This window comes from Sphingomonas sp. Leaf21, from assembly GCF_916858675.1.
Classification (GTDB): Bacteria; Pseudomonadota; Alphaproteobacteria; order Sphingomonadales; family Sphingomonadaceae; genus Sphingomonas.
The window spans coordinates 1-19182 of record NZ_CAKASM010000034.1; the positions used below are offsets into that span (position 1 = coordinate 1).

At 65.5% G+C, this 19182-nt stretch carries 16 protein-coding genes and 2 pseudogenes; 10 read left to right on the top strand and 8 right to left on the bottom strand.

Annotated elements, in window-relative coordinates:
• Positions 1-68 precede the first annotated feature (68 nt).
• Positions 69-908: pseudogene (locus LRP66_RS17065) on the top strand (GH92 family glycosyl hydrolase); the annotation flags it as partial.
• A gap of 114 nt (positions 909-1022) precedes the next feature.
• On the opposite strand, the gene LRP66_RS17070 reads toward LRP66_RS17065, so the two are convergent.
• From LRP66_RS17070 to rhmD, 8 genes and pseudogenes are all read right to left on the bottom strand, one after another.
• Positions 1023-2012, bottom strand: a complete 990-nt coding sequence (locus LRP66_RS17070) for an amidohydrolase family protein (protein WP_230483801.1) — start codon at positions 2010-2012, stop codon at positions 1023-1025.
• 89 nt (positions 2013-2101) lie between these two features.
• A pseudogene (locus LRP66_RS17075) lies at positions 2102-2696 on the bottom strand (IS6 family transposase).
• Between the two features lie 103 nt (positions 2697-2799).
• Complete coding sequence (gene kduD / locus LRP66_RS17080; RefSeq protein WP_230483802.1) at positions 2800-3564, bottom strand: 2-dehydro-3-deoxy-D-gluconate 5-dehydrogenase KduD; 765 nt, start codon at positions 3562-3564, stop codon at positions 2800-2802.
• Entirely contained in the window at positions 3561-4403 is an 843-nt protein-coding gene (gene kduI / locus LRP66_RS17085; protein WP_230483803.1) for a 5-dehydro-4-deoxy-D-glucuronate isomerase, read from the bottom strand. The genes kduD and kduI overlap by 4 nt, the downstream gene beginning before the upstream one ends.
• Before the next feature lie 42 nt (positions 4404-4445).
• Positions 4446-5348: an amidohydrolase family protein gene (locus LRP66_RS17090; RefSeq protein WP_230483804.1), complete on the bottom strand. Its 903-nt coding sequence runs from the start codon at positions 5346-5348 to the stop codon at positions 4446-4448.
• On the bottom strand, positions 5348-6097 hold the full coding sequence (locus LRP66_RS17095) for an SDR family NAD(P)-dependent oxidoreductase (protein ID WP_230483805.1): 750 nt from the start codon (positions 6095-6097) through the stop codon (positions 5348-5350). Before LRP66_RS17095 ends, LRP66_RS17090 begins: the two co-directional genes overlap by 1 nt.
• Entirely contained in the window at positions 6094-6957 is an 864-nt protein-coding gene (locus LRP66_RS17100; protein WP_230483806.1) for a fumarylacetoacetate hydrolase family protein, read from the bottom strand. The genes LRP66_RS17095 and LRP66_RS17100 overlap by 4 nt, the downstream gene beginning before the upstream one ends.
• A gap of 10 nt (positions 6958-6967) precedes the next feature.
• Positions 6968-8155: an L-rhamnonate dehydratase gene (rhmD, locus tag LRP66_RS17105; protein ID WP_230483807.1), complete on the bottom strand. Its 1188-nt coding sequence runs from the start codon at positions 8153-8155 to the stop codon at positions 6968-6970.
• Between the two features lie 175 nt (positions 8156-8330).
• Here rhmD and LRP66_RS17110 point away from each other — a divergent pair, with 175 nt between their 5' ends.
• From LRP66_RS17110 to LRP66_RS17150, 9 genes are all read left to right on the top strand, one after another.
• Positions 8331-9095: an SDR family NAD(P)-dependent oxidoreductase gene (locus LRP66_RS17110; RefSeq protein ID WP_329959300.1), complete on the top strand. Its 765-nt coding sequence runs from the start codon at positions 8331-8333 to the stop codon at positions 9093-9095.
• A complete protein-coding gene (locus LRP66_RS17115) occupies positions 9092-10408 on the top strand; it encodes an oligogalacturonate lyase family protein (protein ID WP_230483809.1) in 1317 nt (438 codons plus the stop codon). Before LRP66_RS17110 ends, LRP66_RS17115 begins: the two co-directional genes overlap by 4 nt.
• A gap of 2 nt (positions 10409-10410) precedes the next feature.
• Positions 10411-11889: a rhamnogalacturonidase gene (locus tag LRP66_RS17120; RefSeq protein ID WP_230483810.1), complete on the top strand. Its 1479-nt coding sequence runs from the start codon at positions 10411-10413 to the stop codon at positions 11887-11889.
• A 109-nt stretch (positions 11890-11998) separates the two neighbouring features.
• Positions 11999-12802 carry an IclR family transcriptional regulator gene (locus LRP66_RS17125; RefSeq protein WP_230483811.1) on the top strand — a complete coding sequence of 268 codons (804 nt, stop codon included), beginning with the start codon at positions 11999-12001 and terminating at the stop codon, positions 12800-12802.
• Positions 12803-12909: 107 nt separating this feature from the next.
• Positions 12910-13725 carry a rhamnogalacturonan acetylesterase gene (locus tag LRP66_RS17130; protein WP_230483812.1) on the top strand — a complete coding sequence of 272 codons (816 nt, stop codon included), beginning with the start codon at positions 12910-12912 and terminating at the stop codon, positions 13723-13725.
• A complete protein-coding gene (locus tag LRP66_RS17135) occupies positions 13713-14948 on the top strand; it encodes a rhamnogalacturonan acetylesterase (protein WP_230483813.1) in 1236 nt (411 codons plus the stop codon). Before LRP66_RS17130 ends, LRP66_RS17135 begins: the two co-directional genes overlap by 13 nt.
• Before the next feature lie 2 nt (positions 14949-14950).
• Complete coding sequence (locus LRP66_RS17140) at positions 14951-15922, top strand: alpha/beta hydrolase (RefSeq protein ID WP_230483814.1); 972 nt, start codon at positions 14951-14953, stop codon at positions 15920-15922.
• The gene (gene rhaM / locus LRP66_RS17145; protein ID WP_230483815.1) at positions 15919-16236 is read left to right on the top strand and encodes an L-rhamnose mutarotase; all 318 of its coding nucleotides are present in this window, start codon (positions 15919-15921) and stop codon (positions 16234-16236) included. Before LRP66_RS17140 ends, rhaM begins: the two co-directional genes overlap by 4 nt.
• On the top strand, positions 16233-19181 hold the full coding sequence (locus LRP66_RS17150; protein ID WP_230483816.1) for a beta-galactosidase: 2949 nt from the start codon (positions 16233-16235) through the stop codon (positions 19179-19181). Before rhaM ends, LRP66_RS17150 begins: the two co-directional genes overlap by 4 nt.
• Position 19182: the final 1 nt, after the last annotated feature.

Here is a 19182-nt window from a genome sequence, read left to right on the forward strand (position 1 = left end):
ATTGGGTTTCCCCATCGTCGCCTCCTGTCCTCAAAATTAGGACCCGAGGCGTCCAGAAATCTAGGGGCTACTCAATCGCACGGATGGCGCGCGCCATGGGCCGTACAGACATTGCCGCCACATTCGAAAAACGTGCAGGCAACTGGCGCAATAGTTTTGATGCCCACACCGGCTTCATCCGTGCGCGCAAGAGCGACGGATCGTTCCGTACGCCGTTCGATCCAACAGCGATCAACTACGGATCGGATTATACCGAGGGCAATGCCTGGCAATATAGCTGGTTCGTGCCGCAGGATCAGGCAGCGCTCGTCCGCGCGCTAGGCGGCGATGCGGTCACCGTCGCCAAACTGAATGCCATGTTCGAGTTTGACAATTCGAAACTCGACTATAGTCATGCCGAGGATATTGCCGGACTGATCGGTCAGTATATCCACGGCAACGAACCCAGCCACCATGTCGCCTATCTGTACAGCTACGCGGGGGCACCGTGGCGGACACAGGCCCGGCTGAAGCAAATCGTCGAGAGCCAGTATCGCCCGACGCCCGACGGGCTGTCCGGCAACGACGATCTCGGGCAGATGTCGGCGTGGCTCGTCTTTACTGCGCTAGGCTTTTACCCTGTTACGCCCGGCAGCATGGAATATGTGATCGGCCGTCCTTTTGTAAATCGGGCTGCCCTTTCCCTGCCCAACGGGCGGCGGCTGACCGTGATCGCCGATCGACTGGACACCCGGCATCCCTATGTCGGGAAGGTCATGCTGAACGGAATACCCGTAACGAGGGCCTATCTCCGGCACGACGAGATCATGGCTGGGGGTGAATTGCGTTTCACAATGCAGGCAAAACCGAACACCACCTGGGCAACGCACCCCAAGGATCGACCATATTCTGCCAGCACGACGCGGTGAGAAGGACCCGCAAGCGGAGATTCGAAGCGAGAGAGTGACTTTCCTAAAGCGGCCGTTCGTTCATCTCGAAAGCCGAAGGCCGCGATCTCACGATCAACGGCCCAAGACTTCAATCTAGGCCGCATTTGCCACCGTCAGACGCTCCCAATTTGCGAAGGCGAAACCGCGGCGCGCTGTGTCGTCTAAGTCGACGGTCTTGAGGAAGCGAAGTGGCTCGCCGCCCGGTCGATACTGGTATGGGAAGTCGGTCGAGAACAGCAGACGACCCGGGCCGACGATCTCCAGGCACTGCCGCATATAGGCTTCGCTCCACATCCCGCTGCCGGTGACGTAAAGGTTGCTGCGCGCGTATTCATACAGCGATCGCTCAAGCTCAAGGGCCCGGCCCATCACAGCCGATGTTCGCTCGAGGTAGAACAGCACCACCTCGCCCCAATGGCCAAGGATGATCTGTAAATTCGGCAGTTCGTCGAAGACACCCGCCGCAGCCAGTCGAACCCATTCCAGGCCTGCCTCATAGTGCCAGCCAAGACCAAAGGCGGCGAGCGCGAGATCCGCCCTCTCGCTGATCCCAGAGTAATTGGACGCGCGCACCTCCGGTGCCGGAGTTTGAGGATGGATGAATAGAGGAACGCCCAGTTCGGCAGCCTTCGCCAGCATCGGTCGCAGCGCCCTATGGTCAAGGTGCCGATCACGCGTACGGCCGCAGAGCAACGCGCCCTTCATACCAAGCTCTTTCATGGCGCGCTCCAGCTCGCGGGGGGCGGCATCTGGATCGGAGGTCGGAAGAGCCGCGAACCCCTGGAAGCGTGTTGGATGACGCGCGCACGCATCGGCAATCAGATCATTGACGCGCCGAGCGCACTCGACCGCTGGCCTAGGCTCGAGATTGTGTAGACCCGGCGTGGTCAGGGACAGGACTTGGACATCAACGCCCTGCTCGTCCATCAGCGCCAGGCGCCCCTCACCAAGGTCTGCCAGACGCTCACCCGTCAAACCTCCGTCCGCGATGGCAAATACAGGGTCATGTGGGGGCGGCGCTGACGCCCAGGCGTCACGAACGGTGTGTGGCAGGACATGTTCTTCGATGGCGATCAGGCGCATGGACGTCTCGCATATGGCTCAGGGGGGCGCTGTCAGTCTAACGCGAACCGCTCTCCATACGATCCCGTTCGGCCTTTAAGTGTAGCAGCCTAGCTCGCAAGGATCTGCCACTCCGCCAGCGCAGCGGAGCGTCGTTTCCGGTGAGTATGGCGATCGATCAGGTGACGTTCCAGGCTGAAGTGGTTGTGGACGTTGGCGTGCACGGAGGCGAACTTTTGTAGCGTCTTCATTTGCCTGAACCGTAGCATCGCCCGCTCTCGTCATCGGAACGGCAGGTGGCTGTTCTCCACCCGGTTGTTGGCCCACCGGCCGATCTCCTGACGATCACGCCAACCCAGTTCGTCCATGGCCGCGCCGTAGCTGCGCAGGCCGTCGGTCGTGATCAACCGCCCGCCACAGGTAGATCATCTCGCCGTTCATTTTCACGTACATCTCGTCGAGATGCCATCGCCAGTGCCGAAAGCCTCGCATGCGGCTCACGCGTCCACGGCGGATGTCCCCCGCAAATAGCGGACCGAACCTGTTCCACCACAGCCGCACCGTCTCATGGCAAATGTCGATGCCACGCTCGAACAACAGGTCTTCCACATTCCGCAGCGACAGCGGGAAGCGCACGTACATCAGCACCACCAGCCGGATCACCTCCGGCGACGAGTTGAAACGGCGAAACGGGCTCGGCGGCAAAGCCCTCGATTTCCGGCTCATCCGCCATCAATATCAGCCGCCCGCCCGACCTGCCACGTTGGTTTGACGGCCCCAGCCGGTGCATATGGTTTGACGGAGCCCCTCAGCGGGCTAGCCAACCTCCGTCGACCGCTAGGATATGCCCTTGGACATAGGCCGCCGCATCCGACGCCAAGAAGACCGCCGCCCCGCCGAGATCGACCGGATCGCCCCACCGTCCCGCCGGAATACGCTCCAGGATCGCGCCGTTGCGGGCCGGATCGGCCTGCAATGCGGCGGTGTTGTTGGTGGCGATATAGCCCGGCGCGATCGCGTTGACCGTCACGCCGTGCTTCGCCCACTCATTGGCGAGCAATTTGGTCAGCCCGCCGATGCCCGATTTCGACGCGGTATAGCTCGGCACGCGGATGCCCCCCTGAAAGGTCAGCATGGACGCGATGTTGATGATCCGTCCCACGCCCTGCCCGATCATGTGCCGCCCGGCGGCCTGGCACAGGAAGAAGACCGACTTCAGATTGGTGTCGACCACCGCATCCCAGTCCTCCTCGGTGAAGTCGACCGCGTCGGCGCGGCGGATGATACCGGCATTGTTGACCAGAATGTCGAGGCCGCCGAACCGGTCGAGAGTCTCCGCGACGACTCGATTCACCGGCTCGATCGTCGACAGATCGGCGGTGACAATCTCCGCCCGGCGGCCAAGGCCCCGGACCATCTCGACCGTCTCCTCGGCGGGTGTGCGGCCGACACAGGCCACATCCGCCCCCGCCGCCGCCAGCGCGACCGCGATCGCCTGGCCGATGCCGGTATTGGCCCCGGTGACGACCGCGACGCGGCCCGAAAGGTCGAAGGGGTTCACAGGCGCGCTCATGCCAGCTGACAGATGTCGAGCACGTTCATGTCGGTATAATCCTGGTTCTCGCCCGCCATCGCCCAGATAAAAGCATAGGCCTTGGTCCCCGCGCCCATATGGATCGACCAGGGCGGCGAGATCACCGCTTCCTCGTTCTTCACCACCAGATGCCGGGTCGCCTCGCCCTCGCCCATGAAGTGCATGACGCGGTCGCTCTCGAGATTGTCGAGCTCGAAGTAGAAATAGATTTCGCTGCGCCGCTCATGGATGTGCGGGGGCATGGTGTTCCATACGCTGCCCGGCTTCAACACGGTCAGGCCCATCACCAGCTGCGCGCTGTCGCAGACGCCCGGAATGACAAGCTGATAGATGGTGCGCTCGTTCGATTCCTCCAGGCTGCCACGCTCGAGCGCATTGGCGTCGGCGATGCCCAGCTTGCGGGTCTGGAACGCCTTATGCGCCGGGCACGAGGCGAGGTAGAAACGTGCGCCCTGCCCTTCGAACAGGACTTCCCGCGCACCCATCGTCACATAGAGGCAGTCCTTGTTACCCAGCGTGAAGACCTCGCCGTCCACCGTCACCCGGCCCTCGACGGTGCCGACATTGACGATCGCCAGCTCGCGGCGTTCCAGGAATGGGTGCCCTGCCGCGGACTTGGGCTCGGTCTGGTCAGGCAGCTTGACGGCCGCGTCGCCCACCGCGACGCCGCCGATCACGAAGCGCTCGGCATGGGTATAGTTCAGGACGCACTCGCCGGTGCGGAACAGGCCGGGGATCAGATAACGGTCGCGCAGCTCGTCATTGGAGACGCACTCCATCATGTCCGGGTGGGTGGCGTAATAAGTGCGATCGTACATGCGGTTCACTCCCAAATTCTCATGTCTTGCAGGCCAAGGCGGTCAGCAGCCCAGCCCGATGCGATAGATACGGTCGGCATTGCGACCGAACAGCGCGCGGCGATCCTCTTCGGTGAAATCCGCGACGGCGGCATGACAGGCCTCCATCTGCGCGTCGATGCCGCCGAACAGCCGGTCGGTCGGCAGGTCGCTGGCGAACATCGCACGCTCCGTGCCGAACAGGTCGATCACGGTGCGGACTGTGTCGCGCACGAAGCCCGGCGTCCAGTCACGCCGGGCGAAGCCGAAGCCCGACAGCTTGACCGATACGTGACGATGCCAGGCCAGCGCGGCCAATCCCCGGCGCCACTCGGCCGCCCCATCGGGATCGCTCAGCACCGCCATGCCCGCATGGTTGACGATGACCGGAATATCCGGATGGCGTGCAATCACTTCGGCGAGCGCGGGCATCTGCCCCGGATAACATTGCAGGTCGAAGGACAGGCCATGCTCCGCCAGCTTCGCGAAGCCCCGCTGCCACCTATCGTCCCGTGTCACGTCACGCGGAGTATAGCTGCGCTGCGGATCGGCATGCCAGTTGACGATATGCCGGATGCCCCGCACACGCGGATGCCGGACATGCGCCGCCAGCGTGGCGTCGAGATTGGGATCGTCCAGCGCGGCGAAGGCGACGATCGCGCTCGGCAGCCCCTCCGCCTTGGCCAAACCCTCCAGCCACTCGGTCTCGGCCAGCGCATCGCTCGGATGCGCCCCAGCATCGACATGGACCGCGCCGACGACATGCCACCGCGCCATCTCCGCCCGGTAATCGGCGGGCAGATAGGTGCGCGCGATGGCCTCAACCGAGCCGTTCGGCCAGTCATCGGCAAAGGGCGGCGTCAGCCACGGATAACGCAGCCGCCCCAGATCCCACAGATGGATATGCGCGTCGACGAACGGGATCATCAATAGGTCGTCCGCCCACCCGACGTGTCGAAGGTCGAGGCGGTGGTGAAGCTGCACTCCTCCGACGCCATGAAGCAGACCATCGCCGCCGTCTCGCTCACCTCGCCCAGCCGCCCCATCGGGATCTTGCTCCGCATATAATCGACCTGGCTCTGGGGCAGTTGCGCCAAGATCGGGCTCTCGAAGGTCGCCGGGGTGATCGCATTGGCGATGACACCCTTGCCCGCCAGTTCCTTGCCCAGCGACTTGGTGAAGCCGATCACCCCCGCCTTGGTCGCCGAGTAGGCCGAAGCATTGGGATTGCCCTCCTTGCCCGCGACCGAGGCGACGTTGACGATCCGGCCGTAACCGTTCGCCATCAAATGCGTGACGACCGAACGACAGCAATAGAAGACGCCGTTCAGGTTGATCTCCACGACCCGCTGCCAGCTGTCGAGTGGATAGTCCTGGACGCTGGCCGTCGCGCCGGTGATTCCCGCCGAGCAGATCAGGATATCAACTTTGCCCAGTGCCGCCACGCTCGCGGCGGTCGCTCGCTCGACCGCATCGAGGTCCGAGATGTCGAAGGCGTCCCAGTGGGTCGCACCGATAGCCTTCGCCGCCGCCTCCAGCTTTTCGCCATCGACGTCCCAGAGCGCGACCGAACCGCCCTCGGCGACGATGCGTCGCGCGACCTCGCAGCCCAGGCCCGAGGCCGCCCCCGTCACGATCGCGGACCGCCCCGCGAAGCGCCCCCCGAAGACGGTCACCGGGGCAGTTCCAGCGAGAAGGGGACGCAGGTCTGGCGCTGTTCGCCCAGCTTCGCGATGCCAAGGTGCATCGTGTCACCTGCCTTCAGGAAGATCTTGTCGGGCTTCTGCCCCTCGCCCACGCCGGGCGGGGTGCCGGTAATCAGCAGATCGCCGGGATGCAGCGTGATGAAACGGCTGACATAGGCGATGCACTCCGCGACCGGGAAGATCATCGTCCTGGTATTGCCGGTCTGCATCCGCCGCCCGTTGACGTCGAGGAACATGTCGAGTTCCTGACAGTCGCCGACCTCGTCCGGCGTGACCAGCCACGGGCCGACGGGTCCGAACGTGTCACACCCCTTCCCCTTATCCCACTGGCTGCCCAGTTCCTTCTGATAGGCGCGCTCGGACACGTCATTGGCGAGAACATAGCCCGCCACATGATCCAGCGCGTCGGCCTGTTCGACATAGCGACAGGTCTTGCCGATCACGACGCCAAGCTCGACCTCCCAGTCGGTCTTCTCGGCGTCCTTCGGGATCATGACCGGGTCGTTGGGGCCGGTCAGGCACGATATCGCCTTGGTGAAGAAGATCGGTTCGGGCGGCACCGGCAGCCCGGATTCCGCCGCGTGGTCGGCATAGTTCAGGCCGATCGCGATGAACTTGCCGATCCCGGCGACCGGCACGCCGTAACGCGGCTCGCCCTCAACCAGCGGCAGGGTTTCGGGATCGATGTTCCGCAGGCGACCCAGCGCCTCGGGCGTGACGGTGGCGGGGGTGACATCGTCAATCACGCCCGACAAATCGCGGATGCGACCGTGAGCATCGATCAGACCGGGCTTCTCCATGCCCTTTTGTCCATAACGACAGAGTTTCATGCGAACATCCTCAATGGGTGTAAGGGCGGTGGAGCGGCACGTCGGCGTTCAGCTCGACGCCGAAGCCGGGCTTGTCGAGCGCGCTCGCGCGGATGCGGCCGTTCTGCGGCACCGGCTCGCCGAGCAGCTGCGGCGCGAACATCGGCACGACCTCGGTGGGTCCGGGGTGCATCATCAGGAATTCGGCGAAGGGCGAATTGTGGCGGGTGATGACGAAATGGTAGCTATACACCGAGGATCCGTGCGGGATCATCATCACCCCCCGGCTGTCGGCATAATTGGCGATTTTGATCAGTTCGGTCACGCCGCCGCACCAGCCCACATCGGGCTGGATGATGTCGCAGCAGCCCATGTCGATCAGCATCCGAAAGCCCCAGCGGGTCGCCTCATGCTCGCCGGTGGTGACGAGCAGGCCCGGTGGCGCCTTCTTCCGAAGCTCCGCATAGGCCCAATAGTCGTCCGGGCTCAGCGCCTCCTCGATCCACTTCAGCCCGCACTCGTTCCACGCGCGGTGCGCGAGGCGGGTGGCGTAGTCGAGATCGAGCGACATCCAGCAATCGTACATCAGCCAGAAATCGTCGCCGCACTTGCCGCGCATGTCGGCGAGCAGCGCGATGTTCTTCTCCATCCCCTCTAAGCCCTCGGCGGGACCATGATGGAGCGGCAGCTTGCCGCCGATGAAGCCCAGTTCCTTGGCGACATCGGGCCGCGCGCCGGTGGCGTAGAATTGCAGTTCGTCGCGCACCGCGCCGCCGAGCATGTGATAGACCGGCTCACCGCGCAGCTTGCCGAGCAGATCCCACAGCGCCAGGTCGACGCCGGAAATGGCGTTCACCACCAGACCCTTGCGGCCATAATATTGGGTCGAGAAATACATCTGGTCCCAGATTTTCTCTACCTCGACGGGCGAGCGGCCTTCGAGGAAGCGGGCAAGATGCTTCTCGACGATATAGGCGGCAGGCTCGCCCCCGGTGGTGACCGCAAAGCCGATCGTGCCGTCCTCCGCCTCGATCTCGACCACCAGCGTTCCCAGCACGTTGATGCCGAAGCTCTGCCGCGACTGGCGATATTCGGGATAGCGGCTCATCGGCGTGGCGATGTGGTCGTCGATCCAGTGGCCCGCGCCCTGATCGTGATAATCCGCGCCCGCCCCGCGTGCGACAAAGGCACGGACATGCTTGATCCGCGACAGGCTCATCGCCCGCCCTCGCTGGCCCGCGTCCCTTGGCAACCGCCCCACATCCGATCCTCCCGGCTTTACTTTCTCACTTTATGGAATAGTATGCTAATTGTTGAGACTCTGAAGGTCAATCGGTTGTTTTGCAAAAACCGATGGGCGAAGTGAGCAGACGGACAGGATGAGGAGCAAGGCCGTGAAGCTGCTGGAAGGAAAAACCGTCGTCGTCACCGGCGCTTCGACGGGCATCGGTCGGGCGATCGCCATTGGTGCGGCCGAACATGGCGCGGATGTCGCGATCAACTATGCCCGCGACTCGGATGGCGCCGCCCAGTGCGTGGCGGGGATCGAGGCGCATGGGCGCCGCGCGGTCGCCATTCAGGGCGATGTCGCCGACCCGGCCACCGCGACCGATTTCATCGCGCGCGCGGTCGCGGCGTTCGGCAAGGTCGATGTGATGGTGTCGAACGCGGGCATCTGCCCCTTCCACAGCTTCCTCGACATGCCCGTCGAGACGTTCGAGCGGACGATGCGAGTCAACCTGCATGGCGGCTATTATATGTGCCAGGCGGCGGCGCGGCAGATGGTCGAGCAGGGTCATGGCGGGTCGATCATCGCGGTCTCTTCCATTTCGGCGCTGGTCGGTGGCGAGTTCCAGACGCATTATACCCCGACCAAGGCCGGCTTGCATTCGCTGATGCAGTCGGCCGCCATCGCGTTGGGGCGGCATAATATCCGCTGCAACTCGCTGCTGCCCGGCACCATCCTGACCGAGATCAACAAGGACGACCTCGCCGACGAGGCCAAGCGCAAATATATGGAGGGCCGCGTACCGCTGGGGCGGCTGGGCGTGCCGGAGGATATGGCGGGGCCCGCCGTCTTCCTCTCCTCCGACATGGCGCGCTATGTCACCGGCGCGGCGCTGCTGGTCGATGGCGGCGCATTCGTGAACCTCCAATGAGGCTGTGCGCTGCCCTGCTGCTGACGTTCGCCGCTCCGTCCGTCGTGCGTGCGGCGGATACGGTGCCTCTGCGTGAGTGGATCGACCCCGACACCGGCCACCGCATCGTCCGTCTGTCGCACGAACCGGGCAGCGCCAGCCTCTATTTCAACTTCAACGGCTATACCCCGCAGGGCGACAAGCTGCTGCTCTCGACACCGAAGGGCATCGCCTCGGTCGATCTGAAGACCCGTGCGCTGAAAACCGTCGTGCCGATTACGGGGCCGTTCCGCCTGCTCTTCACGGGGCATCGCACCCGCACCGCCTATTACCAGACGCAAAGCGCGGACGGACAAGGCGCCAAGACGATCTGGGCCGCCGATATCGACAGCGGCAAGACCCGCGAGATCGCCAGCATCGCACAGGGCGATATCCAGACGATCAACGCCGACGAGACGCTGCTGGGCGGGGTCGAGACCGATCCCGCCGCCTCGTCCGACACGCTGGCGCTCTTCGCCAAGAAGGACGCCCGCTACGACCAGGCTGATTACCGCGCGACCGGGCCGGACGGAAAGCCGCTGAGCTATGCCGAGGCCAAGGAAGTGCGGATGAACGAGCGGCTGGAGGCGCGCGTGCCGATGGCAATGTTCGTCATCGACACGCGCACCGGTGCGAAGCGCATCGTCCACCGCGCGACCGACTGGCTCAACCATCTGCAATTCTCGCCGACCGATCCCGGCCTGCTGATGTTCTGTCACGAAGGACCGTGGCACAAGGTCGACCGGCTCTGGCTGATGCGGGTCGACCGGCCGGGCGACGTGCCCCGCAAGATCCATACCCGCACCATGAACATGGAGATTGCCGGGCATGAGTGGTTCTACCATGACGGGCGGACCGTCTGGTACGACCTGCAAACCCCGCGCGGCGAGGATTTCTGGGTCGCGGGCTATGACATCGCGACGGGCAAGCGGACCCGCTATCACCTGAACCGCAACGAGTGGTCGGTGCATTTCCATAGCTCGCCCGATGGCAAGCTATTCTCCGGCGATGGCGGCGACCGCGAGATGGTCGCCCATGCGTCCGACGGCAAATGGCTCTATCTGTTCCGCCCACGCGCCATTCCCGATGTCGCCGGCATCCGTGCGCCCGATGCCGATACGCTGGTCCAGCCCGGCGTGTTCGAGGCGGAGAAGCTCGTCAACATGGCTGCCCAGGATTACCGGCTGGAACCCAACGCGAACTTCACGCCGGACGGCAAATGGCTGGTCTTCCGTTCCAACATGCAAGGCGAGCAGCAGGTCTATGCCGTCGAGGTCGCCAAGGCTCGCCCCTGACCATGCGCCTGATCGCGCCGGTTCATGCCCGGCAATCGGTCGACGTGGTGCAACTCGGCGCCCGCGGCGACGGGCGAACGCTGGAACACCACGCGATCAACCGCGCCATCACCCATGTCGCCCGCACCGGCGGCGGGACGGTGCTCGTGCCCGCCGGACGCTATCTCTGCTTCTCGATCCGGCTGGCGAGCGGCGTCGCGTTATGGCTGGCCGAGAACGCGGTGATCGAGGCCGCCGATCCGGCGCGCCACGCCGGGCGCTATGACGATCCCGAACCGCGCGGCGACCAACTCTATCAGGATTTCGGACACAGCCATTGGCATAACAGCCTGATCTGGGGCGACGGGCTGCACGACATCGCCATCGCCGGGCCGGGTCGGATCGAGGGATGCGGCCTGACCCGCAACGGTCCGGGATCGCGCTGGCATGCGCAACGGGGCGAACATCCGCTGTCGATGCACTATATGAGCCCCGCCGCCATCGCCGCGCTGGAGCCGGGGTTTCAGGCGATGCGCGGGCAAGGCAACAAGGCGATCGGCCTGCGCGACTGCCACGGCGTCACGATCGAGCGGCTGACCATAGACCGTGGCGGACATATCGCCGTCCTGCTCACCGGCTGCACGCGTGTTGCGCTGGACAGGCTGACCATCGATGCCGAACGCGACGGTATCGACCTGGATGGTGTGCGTCACGCGACCGTGACGCACTGCCGGGTCAACACGCCCAATGACGACGCCATCGTCATAAAGAGCAGCCTGGCCATGGGCCACCCGATCGATGTCGAGAATATCGTCATACGCGACTGCACCGTGTCAGGCTATGACCGCGGCACGATGCTGGACGGGCGATTCGGCACGACTCAGCGGCTCGCGCCCGACCGGGACGGCCCCACCGGCCGGATCAAGATCGGCACCGAGAGCAATGGCGGATTTCGCGACATCCTGATCGAGGATTGCCGCTTCGAGCGTAGCCGGGGACTGGCGCTGGAAACGGTCGATGGCGGTATCATGGAAGGGGTTACGGCGCGGCGGCTGTCCATGGCCGACGTGACCAGCGCCCCGATTTTCATCCGCCTGGGGCATCGCGGGCGTGGGCCGGAAGGGACGGGCGTGGGCGCGATGCGGGATATCACCCTGAGCGATATCCAGGCGACCGGCATCGATCATCCTTACCCGCTGATCATCGCTGGACTGCAGCACCACCCGATTTGCGATGTGACGCTCGCACGCCTGAGCCTCCATTACCGCGGCGGCGGCACGTCCGAGGATTCCGCGCGGGTGCCCGAGGAACGTCCCGACGCCTATCCGGAGCCGAGCATGTTCGGTCCCCTGCCCGCCTGGGGACTATGGGCGCGGCATGTTGAGGGGCTGGGGATCGATGGGCTGGCGCTGTCGCATGAAGGACTGGACGCGCGCGCGGCGATCATTCTCGACCGGGTGACCCAGGCGAGTGCACAGGATGCGCCATTCTGGCCACAATAGCACGGCATCGGCGCGCTTTGTTCTCGACAGCGGCACCCCGCTTGGGCAAATACTCCCACAATATGGTACGCGTACGCAGACACTGTGGCGCGCCTGGAGAGCCTTTCCGATGCCTGCATCCGCCAAGACCGCCAAAGCCGAATCCGGCGAGACCAAGGGGCCGACCGGCAGCCAGACGCTGCTGCGCGGTCTCGACCTGATCGACGAGGTTGCCGATCGCCCCATCGCACTGGCCGAGCTGGCCGAGCGACTGGGCCTGACGCGCAGCACGACGCACCGACTGGCGAGCGCGTTGATCGACCGGCGCTTCCTGATCTTCACGCCGCGCCAGGGTTATCGTCTGGGACCGAAGCTGCTCGAACTCGGTTTCCTGGCACAGCAGCAGGCAGACGTGGTCCAGATCGGCCGCGACCACATCGAAGCTCTGGCCGCCGCGTCGGAGGATACCGTCCATCTGGGCGTACGCGACGGCGACAAGGCGCTGTATCTCGACAAGATCCCTGGTCGCCGCCGGGTCGACATCTCCAGCCGGGTCGGCGACCGCCAGCCGATGACGTCCACCGGGCTTGGCAAGGCGCTGATGCTCGACGACGATGCCCGGGCGTGGGGTCAGCGGTTCGAGGAGGAGCGCGGCGGTGATCCGAAAGCTCCCGATTATGCGATCTGGCTCGAACGGATGCGCGGCTATGTCGGTCTGGGTTGCGCCTTCGACCTGGAGGAGAACGAGGACCAGATACGCTGCGTCGCAGCCCCTATCCGCGACGCCAGCGGCCGGATCGTCGCTGCGATCAGCGTATCGAGCGCGGCGCAATATATGTCGGACGACCGGATGACCGCGCTGACCGGCGAGGTGCTGGGCACCGCCCACGCCATCAGCCGCGACCTGGGCTGGAGGGAAAAAGAGGGCCGGTAAATCCATTCCAGATAACAAACTTGTCTTGCACTATGTGGGATTTTCTCTCATAGTTCGGGAAAGCGGGCCAGCAACGGGCTCGCAAGGCATGACAAGGGAGCGGGTGCATGGCGAAGCGTCATCGGGCGGCTGTCGGACTGTTGGTCGCCGCTCTGCCGTTCCTGCTCGCCGGAACGCCCCCTCGCGCGATGCCCCCCGCCCGCATCTTCATTGCCAGCGACTCGACCGCGCAGGATTATCGGCCGGATAAATATCCGCTGTCCGGCTGGGGTTCGATGCTCCGCTGCGCCGTCGGGCCGGAGGTCACGGTCGTCAATCGCGCGATCGGCGGGCGCAGCACAAAGAGCTTCATGGCGGAGGGGCGACTGGACGCCATCGCCCAGGACCTGAAGCCGGGCGACACGCTGCTGATCCAGTTCGGCCATAACGACGCCAATCAGGCCAAACCCGAACGCTACACCCCGATCCCCGACTATGAGGCGAATCTCAAGCGCTTCATCGCGGTCGCTCGTGCCGCCGGGGCGAAGCCGGTGCTGCTGACCCCGGTGACCCGCCGCGCCTTCAAGGACGGGCACGTCGTGCCGAGCTTCCCGACCTATTCGGAGGCCGCCAAACGCGTGGCCGAGCAAGAGCATGTGCCGCTGATCGACCTGGCCCAGTTGTCAGAGCGCTGGATCGACGGCATCGGCCCGGACGGCTCGCGCATCTATTATCTCCATTATGCCAAGGGCGAAGGGCTGCCCGGCTATACCGAAGCGGTCGATGACGACACGCATTTCAGCGAACTGGGCGCGCGAAGGATCGCCGACCTGATCGCGGGCGGGCTTGCGAAGACGCATCTGCCGATCGCGCGGCATATCCTGAAGGATCGCCCGGCTCTGACCCGGACGACGCCTGCGGGCGGGCCGTCATGCGCCGGCTGATCGCGGTGACGGTGCTGGGCATGGCGAACATCGCTGCGGCCCAGCCTCCGTCGCCCGTCCGTCATTTCGTGCTGGCGGCGAACGTTCGGGAAGCGGACGCCGTCGCCGTGGCGCGGGACCATCGCTTCGATCACAACTATGGCTATGAAGCCGATCCCCATTTTTTCTCGGTCGCGGTGTCGCCCGGCAATTATGAGGTGACGGTGACGCTGGGCGATCCGAAGCGCGCCACCGACACGACGATCAAGGCGGAGAATCGCCGCCTGATGCTGGACGCGATCCGCACCCGGCCGGGCCAGATCGTGACGCGCCGCTTCCTCGTGAATGTCCGCGACCCGCAACTGACTGCGCCCCCTGCCAATGCGCCGGGCGGCAGCGCCGTGCGCCTGAAGCCGCGCGAGGTCGGGTCGTTCAACTGGGACGACCGGCTGACGCTCGAAATCCTGGGCACCGCGCCCGGCCTGCGTACCGTGTCGATCGCGCCCGTCGAGGTGCCCACCCTGTTCTTGCTGGGCGACTCTACCGTCACCGACCAGCCCGCCGAACCGGCGGCGAGCTGGGGGCAGATGCTGCCCGTCTTTCTCGCGCCGACCGTGGCTGTCGCCAACCATGCGGAATCGGGCGAGACGTTGAAATCCTTCCTGACGGAGCTGCGGCTGGACAAGGTGCTGGCGAGCGCGAAGCCGGGCGACATCGCCATGATCCAGTTCGGCCATAACGACCAGAAGGTGCAATGGCCGCAGACCTACGCCGACGCGGCGACCACCTATCGCGACTATCTGCGCACCTATATCGCCGAGCTGCGGCGGCGCGGGGTGACGCCGATCCTGATCACCTCGCCCGAGCGGCGGCAATGGACGGCAGACGGACATATCCGGCCTACGCTGGGCGACTATCCCGCCGCCGTTCGCGCGGTCGGCGCCGAGGAGCATGTGCCGGTGATCGACCTGAACGCGGACTCGATCCTCTTCTACGAGGCCTTGGGCAAGGATCACGCGCCGCTGGCTTTCAACGACAACGGGCGCGACGTGACGCATCACGACAATTACGGCGCGTGGGTGCTGGCCCGCGACATCGCCGAGCGGATGCGGGCATTACCCTCACTTGCGCGCTTCGTGCGAAGCGACCTGTCCCCCTTCGACCCGGGCCAGCCGCCCGCACCGGAAAACTTCCGCCTGGCGGCTAGCACGATGCACAGCAGCGAAAGACCCGCGGGGAACTGACGATGATACTCGATCGCCGCACCCTGATCGCCGCCGGACTGTCGCTCGCCGCGACGCCTCGCGTGGCGATGGCCGCCACGCCTGCGGTGAGCCGCTTCCCAATCTGGCCCGCGACGCCGCCAGGTATGCCCAATCCGCCAGTGGTCGACGCGTTCGTGCTGCGCGCGCCGAACGGCCCGGCCGACAATATCGCCTGGCCACATATCGCGACGCCGATGCTGACCGTCTGCCCGGCACCCAAGCCGACCGGTGCGGCGGTGCTGCTGATCCCCGGCGGTGGCTATGCCCGCGTCGCGCTGGGCCGCGAACCGTCGCCGGTCGCGCGCTGGTTCGCCAGCCTGGGAGTCACCGCCTTCGACCTGCTCTATCGCCTGCCGCATGACGATTGGGCGGCGGGTCCGGACGCGCCCCTGCAGGATGCCCAGCGTGCTCTGCGCGTGATCCGCGCGCGTGCGAGCGAGTGGGGCATCGATCCGACCAATATCGCCGCGATGGGCTTTTCGGCTGGCGGGCATCTCGCCGCGCGCCTCGCCGCACGGTCGGCGCTCAAAACCTATGAGCCCGTCGACGCGGCGGACCGCCAGCCGACGACGATCAGGACGGTCGGCCTGCTCTTCCCGGTCATCACCATGACGCAAGAGTTCGCGCACGGCCAATCGAAGCGCGAGCTGCTCGGGCGCGATGCCGATGCGGCTAAGGCGGCGCGCTATTCGGCCGAATTGAACCTGCCCGCCGATATGCCGCCGACCTTTCTCGGCCATGCCGCCGACGATCCGGTCGTGCCCGTCGCCAACAGCATCGCGATGTTCCAGGCGGTCCACGCCCTGCCCCGCCCCGCCGAACTCCACATCGTCGAGACCGGCGGCCACGGCCCGCGCCTGATCGAGGCGGACGGCCGTGCCCATCCCTGGCTGGCGCGTTTTGCCACCTTCGCGCACCGCCATGGCCTCAACATCCCCGGAGACGACTCATGACCCAGCCCATCGCCTTTCGCATGATGTTGAAGCCCGGCATGGCAGAGGAATATCGCCGCCGCCACGACGCCATCTGGCCCGACCTGGCCGAGGCACTGCGCGAGGCGGGCATTTACGACTATTCGATCTTCCTCGACGAGGAGACGAACGCGCTGTTCGCCGTCCTGCGCCTCCATCCCAACGATACCCGCGACACGTTGCCGGGCCAGCCGGTCATGCAGCGCTGGTGGGATTATATGGCCGACCTGATGGAGGTCCGCCCCGACAACCGCCCGGTTGAAGCCCCGCTGACGCCGATGTTCTACCTGCCATGAGCGTGATCGCCGCCCTGTTGCTGGCGAGCACGGGTACGGCGCAGGCAGCGCCGCCGCCCCAGCGTGTCACGTTCGACCGCTATTCGCTACGCATTGACGGCAAGCCGACGCTGATCTGGTCGAGCGAGTTCCACCCCTTCCGCCTGCCCTCGCCCGATCTGTGGCGCGACATATTGCAGAAGATGAAGGCGAGCGGGTTCAACACCGTGGCCATCTATATCGACTGGGGATTCCACAGTCCGAAAAAGGGCGTGTACGACTTCAGCGGCATCCGCGACATCGACCGGCTGCTGACCATGGCGCAGGAGGAAGGGCTCTACGTCATCACCCGCGCCGGGCCGTATGTGAACGCGGAACTGTCGCGCGGCGGCTTTCCGGGCTGGCTGGTCAACCAGCCGGGCAAGGCGCGCACCGACGATCCTGAATATCTGGCCGCCGTCGATGAGTGGCTGAGCCATATCAACCCGATCATCGCCAAGCACCAGCTGGGACGTGGCGGCACGATCATCCTCCACCAGATCGAGAACGAACTGGCGCTGACCACACCGTCGCAGAGCCGCTACATGCAGCACCTGTACGACAAGGCGCGCGCCGACGGCATCACCGTGCCGATGTTCCACAACGATCAGGGCCGCAACGGATATTGGGTGCCGAAAAGCTCAGACGTGTCCCTGACCGTACCGGGGCCGCAGGAACTGTACGCCTTCGACGGTTATCCCGGCGGCGTCTGCGGCGTCGACAACAAGCCCACGAAAGGCGCCCCCGCCCCCGACTGGGGCCTGTACGGTCCCGGCGGCGCGAAGGGCGGGGCCAGTGCCTCACCCAAGACGCCCGGCTTCCTCGCCGAATTCGGTGGAGGCTGGTTCGACTATTGGGGGTCGAACGGCATGTATCCGTGCAACGCAATCCAGCGCGGCAGCGGCTATCAGCGTGTCTTCTACGGCACCAACATCGCCAACGGCATCGCGATCCAGAGCATCTATATGGGCTATGGCGGCACCAGCTGGGGCTGGCTGCCCGCGCCTGTGGTCTACACCTCCTATGATTACGGCTCGGCGATCGACGAGGCGCGCAACCTGCGGCCCAAGGCGCTGGAGCTGAAGCAGATCGGCCAGTTCCTCGCCGCCGTACCCGATCTCGCCCGGCTGGAGAAAGCCCCGCCCGTCACCATCGCGGGGAGCGACGCGGTGCAGGTTTATCACGACCGCAATCCCGACACCGACATGCGCCTGCTCTTCGTCGCGCCCAAGCCGTCCAACGCGACCGGCGACGCACGCTTCACCATCACTGCCGACCTGCCGGACGGGCGCTACAGTTTTGCCAGCGAACTCCATGGCCGTGATGCCAAGCTGCTGGTCGCGGGGTTGAATCTGGAACGGCAGCGACTGGTCTATGCCTCGTCGGAACTCCAGACTACGATCCGCCGCGGCACGGAGGATGTCGCACTCTTCTACGGCCGCGCGGGCGAACCCGGCGAGATGGTGCTTCGCTATGCCAGCGCGCCAAAGGTGACGGTGATCGAGGGGCAGGTCGCGAGCAGCTTCGATCCCGCCAAGGGCGATCTGCGCCTCACCTATGTCCATCAGGGCCTTGCCCGCGTACGGATCGAGGGCGGGGCTCGCCCGCCGCTCCTGCTGCTGATCGGCGACGTCGCGGCGGGGCAGAGCTTCTTCCGGCAGGACGGCCTGCTCGAACGCGGCCCGGCGCTGGTCCGCCATGCGGTCGTGCGTGGCAGCACACTCGACCTGACCGGCGATACGGATACGGCGGCGCCTCTGGAAGTCTGGGGCCCCGTCCGGTCGATCCGCTGGAACGGGCAGGCGGTGCCCGTCACCCGCTCGGCAAGCCGCAGCCTGATCGCCAAACGGCCCCTGCCCGCCCCGGAAAGCCTGACGCTGCCCGATCTGATGGCGGCGACGTGGCGCTATGCCGAGGGATCGCCCGAGACCCGACCCGATTTCGACGATTCCGGCTGGACCGTCGCAGGCTCGGCGCGGAACGTCGCGACCGTCCGCCCGCCGACCGGCCAGCCCAATCTCGGCGCGGACGCCTATGGCTTCCACGACGGCGACGTCTGGTATCGCGGGCGCTTCCAAGGGTCTGCGCAGGCGAAGACCGCGACGATCCATCACGGCGCGGGCGGCGCGGGGATGCTGCAACTCTTCCTCGACGGGAAACTCATCGGCCAGCACGAACTGGCGGGCGGCCTGCCCCGGCCGATCACCACCGGCGTCGCCGAATTCGCCCTGCCGCCCGAGGCACAGACCCCCGGCGAGCATGTGCTGGCCGCGATGGTGCGGGTGAACGGCCATAACTGGGACCTCGACGTCGACGACGCGCACAAGGAGCCGCGCGGGCTGATCTCTGTCTCGCTCGCCGACGCCAGCGGCGACAGTTTCGCCGTACCGATCGCGTGGAAGATCCAGGGTCGTGCAGGCGGCGAGGACCTGAGGGATGTCGCACGTGGCCCCAGCAACAATGGCGGCCTTTACGGTGAGCGCATGGGCTGGACACTGCCGGACTTTGCCGACGGCGCATGGTCATCGATGAAGCTGGCGGATGCGACACCCTATATGGGGACCAGCTGGTATCGCACGACCTTCGACCTGTCCGTACCAAAGAACGAGGACGCGACGATTGGCCTCCAGATCGGCGATGCCAAGACCCCGCGTTCGCCGGGCCGCTACCGCGTGCTGATCTTCGTCAACGGCTGGAACATGGGCCAGTTCGTCGCCAATGTCGGGCCGCAGCGCGTCTTCCCGATCCCCGAGGGCATCCTGCACCATCGCGGCCGCAATACGCTGGCGTTGGCCGTGACCAGCGACGGCGCGCCCGGCAACGGCATCGAGCCGGTCAGGCTCGTCACCCTGCATCACGCGCGTGGCGGCGTGAGCGTCACCGACGTGGCCGTTCCCACCTACCGCGATCTTTATCCATCCCATTGAT

What these genes read in the sequence shown, in the direction of transcription:
- LRP66_RS17070 (WP_230483801.1), bottom strand. Translation starts at nt 2,012, where the DNA reads ATGCGCCTGATCGCCATCGAAGAACATGTCCTGCCACACACCGTTCGT.
- kduD (WP_230483802.1), bottom strand. Translation starts at nt 3,564, where the DNA reads ATGAGCGCGCCTGTGAACCCCTTCGACCTTTCGGGCCGCGTCGCGGTC.
- kduI (WP_230483803.1), bottom strand. Translation starts at nt 4,403, where the DNA reads ATGTACGATCGCACTTATTACGCCACCCACCCGGACATGATGGAGTGC.
- LRP66_RS17090 (WP_230483804.1), bottom strand. Translation starts at nt 5,348, where the DNA reads ATGATCCCGTTCGTCGACGCGCATATCCATCTGTGGGATCTGGGGCGG.
- LRP66_RS17100 (WP_230483806.1), bottom strand. Translation starts at nt 6,957, where the DNA reads ATGAAACTCTGTCGTTATGGACAAAAGGGCATGGAGAAGCCCGGTCTG.
- rhmD (WP_230483807.1), bottom strand. Translation starts at nt 8,155, where the DNA reads ATGAGCCTGTCGCGGATCAAGCATGTCCGTGCCTTTGTCGCACGCGGG.
- LRP66_RS17115 (WP_230483809.1), top strand. Translation starts at nt 9,092, where the DNA reads ATGAGGCTGTGCGCTGCCCTGCTGCTGACGTTCGCCGCTCCGTCCGTC.
- LRP66_RS17120 (WP_230483810.1), top strand. Translation starts at nt 10,411, where the DNA reads ATGCGCCTGATCGCGCCGGTTCATGCCCGGCAATCGGTCGACGTGGTG.
- LRP66_RS17125 (WP_230483811.1), top strand. Translation starts at nt 11,999, where the DNA reads ATGCCTGCATCCGCCAAGACCGCCAAAGCCGAATCCGGCGAGACCAAG.
- LRP66_RS17130 (WP_230483812.1), top strand. Translation starts at nt 12,910, where the DNA reads ATGGCGAAGCGTCATCGGGCGGCTGTCGGACTGTTGGTCGCCGCTCTG.
- LRP66_RS17135 (WP_230483813.1), top strand. Translation starts at nt 13,713, where the DNA reads ATGCGCCGGCTGATCGCGGTGACGGTGCTGGGCATGGCGAACATCGCT.
- LRP66_RS17140 (WP_230483814.1), top strand. Translation starts at nt 14,951, where the DNA reads ATGATACTCGATCGCCGCACCCTGATCGCCGCCGGACTGTCGCTCGCC.
- rhaM (WP_230483815.1), top strand. Translation starts at nt 15,919, where the DNA reads ATGACCCAGCCCATCGCCTTTCGCATGATGTTGAAGCCCGGCATGGCA.
- LRP66_RS17150 (WP_230483816.1), top strand. Translation starts at nt 16,233, where the DNA reads ATGAGCGTGATCGCCGCCCTGTTGCTGGCGAGCACGGGTACGGCGCAG.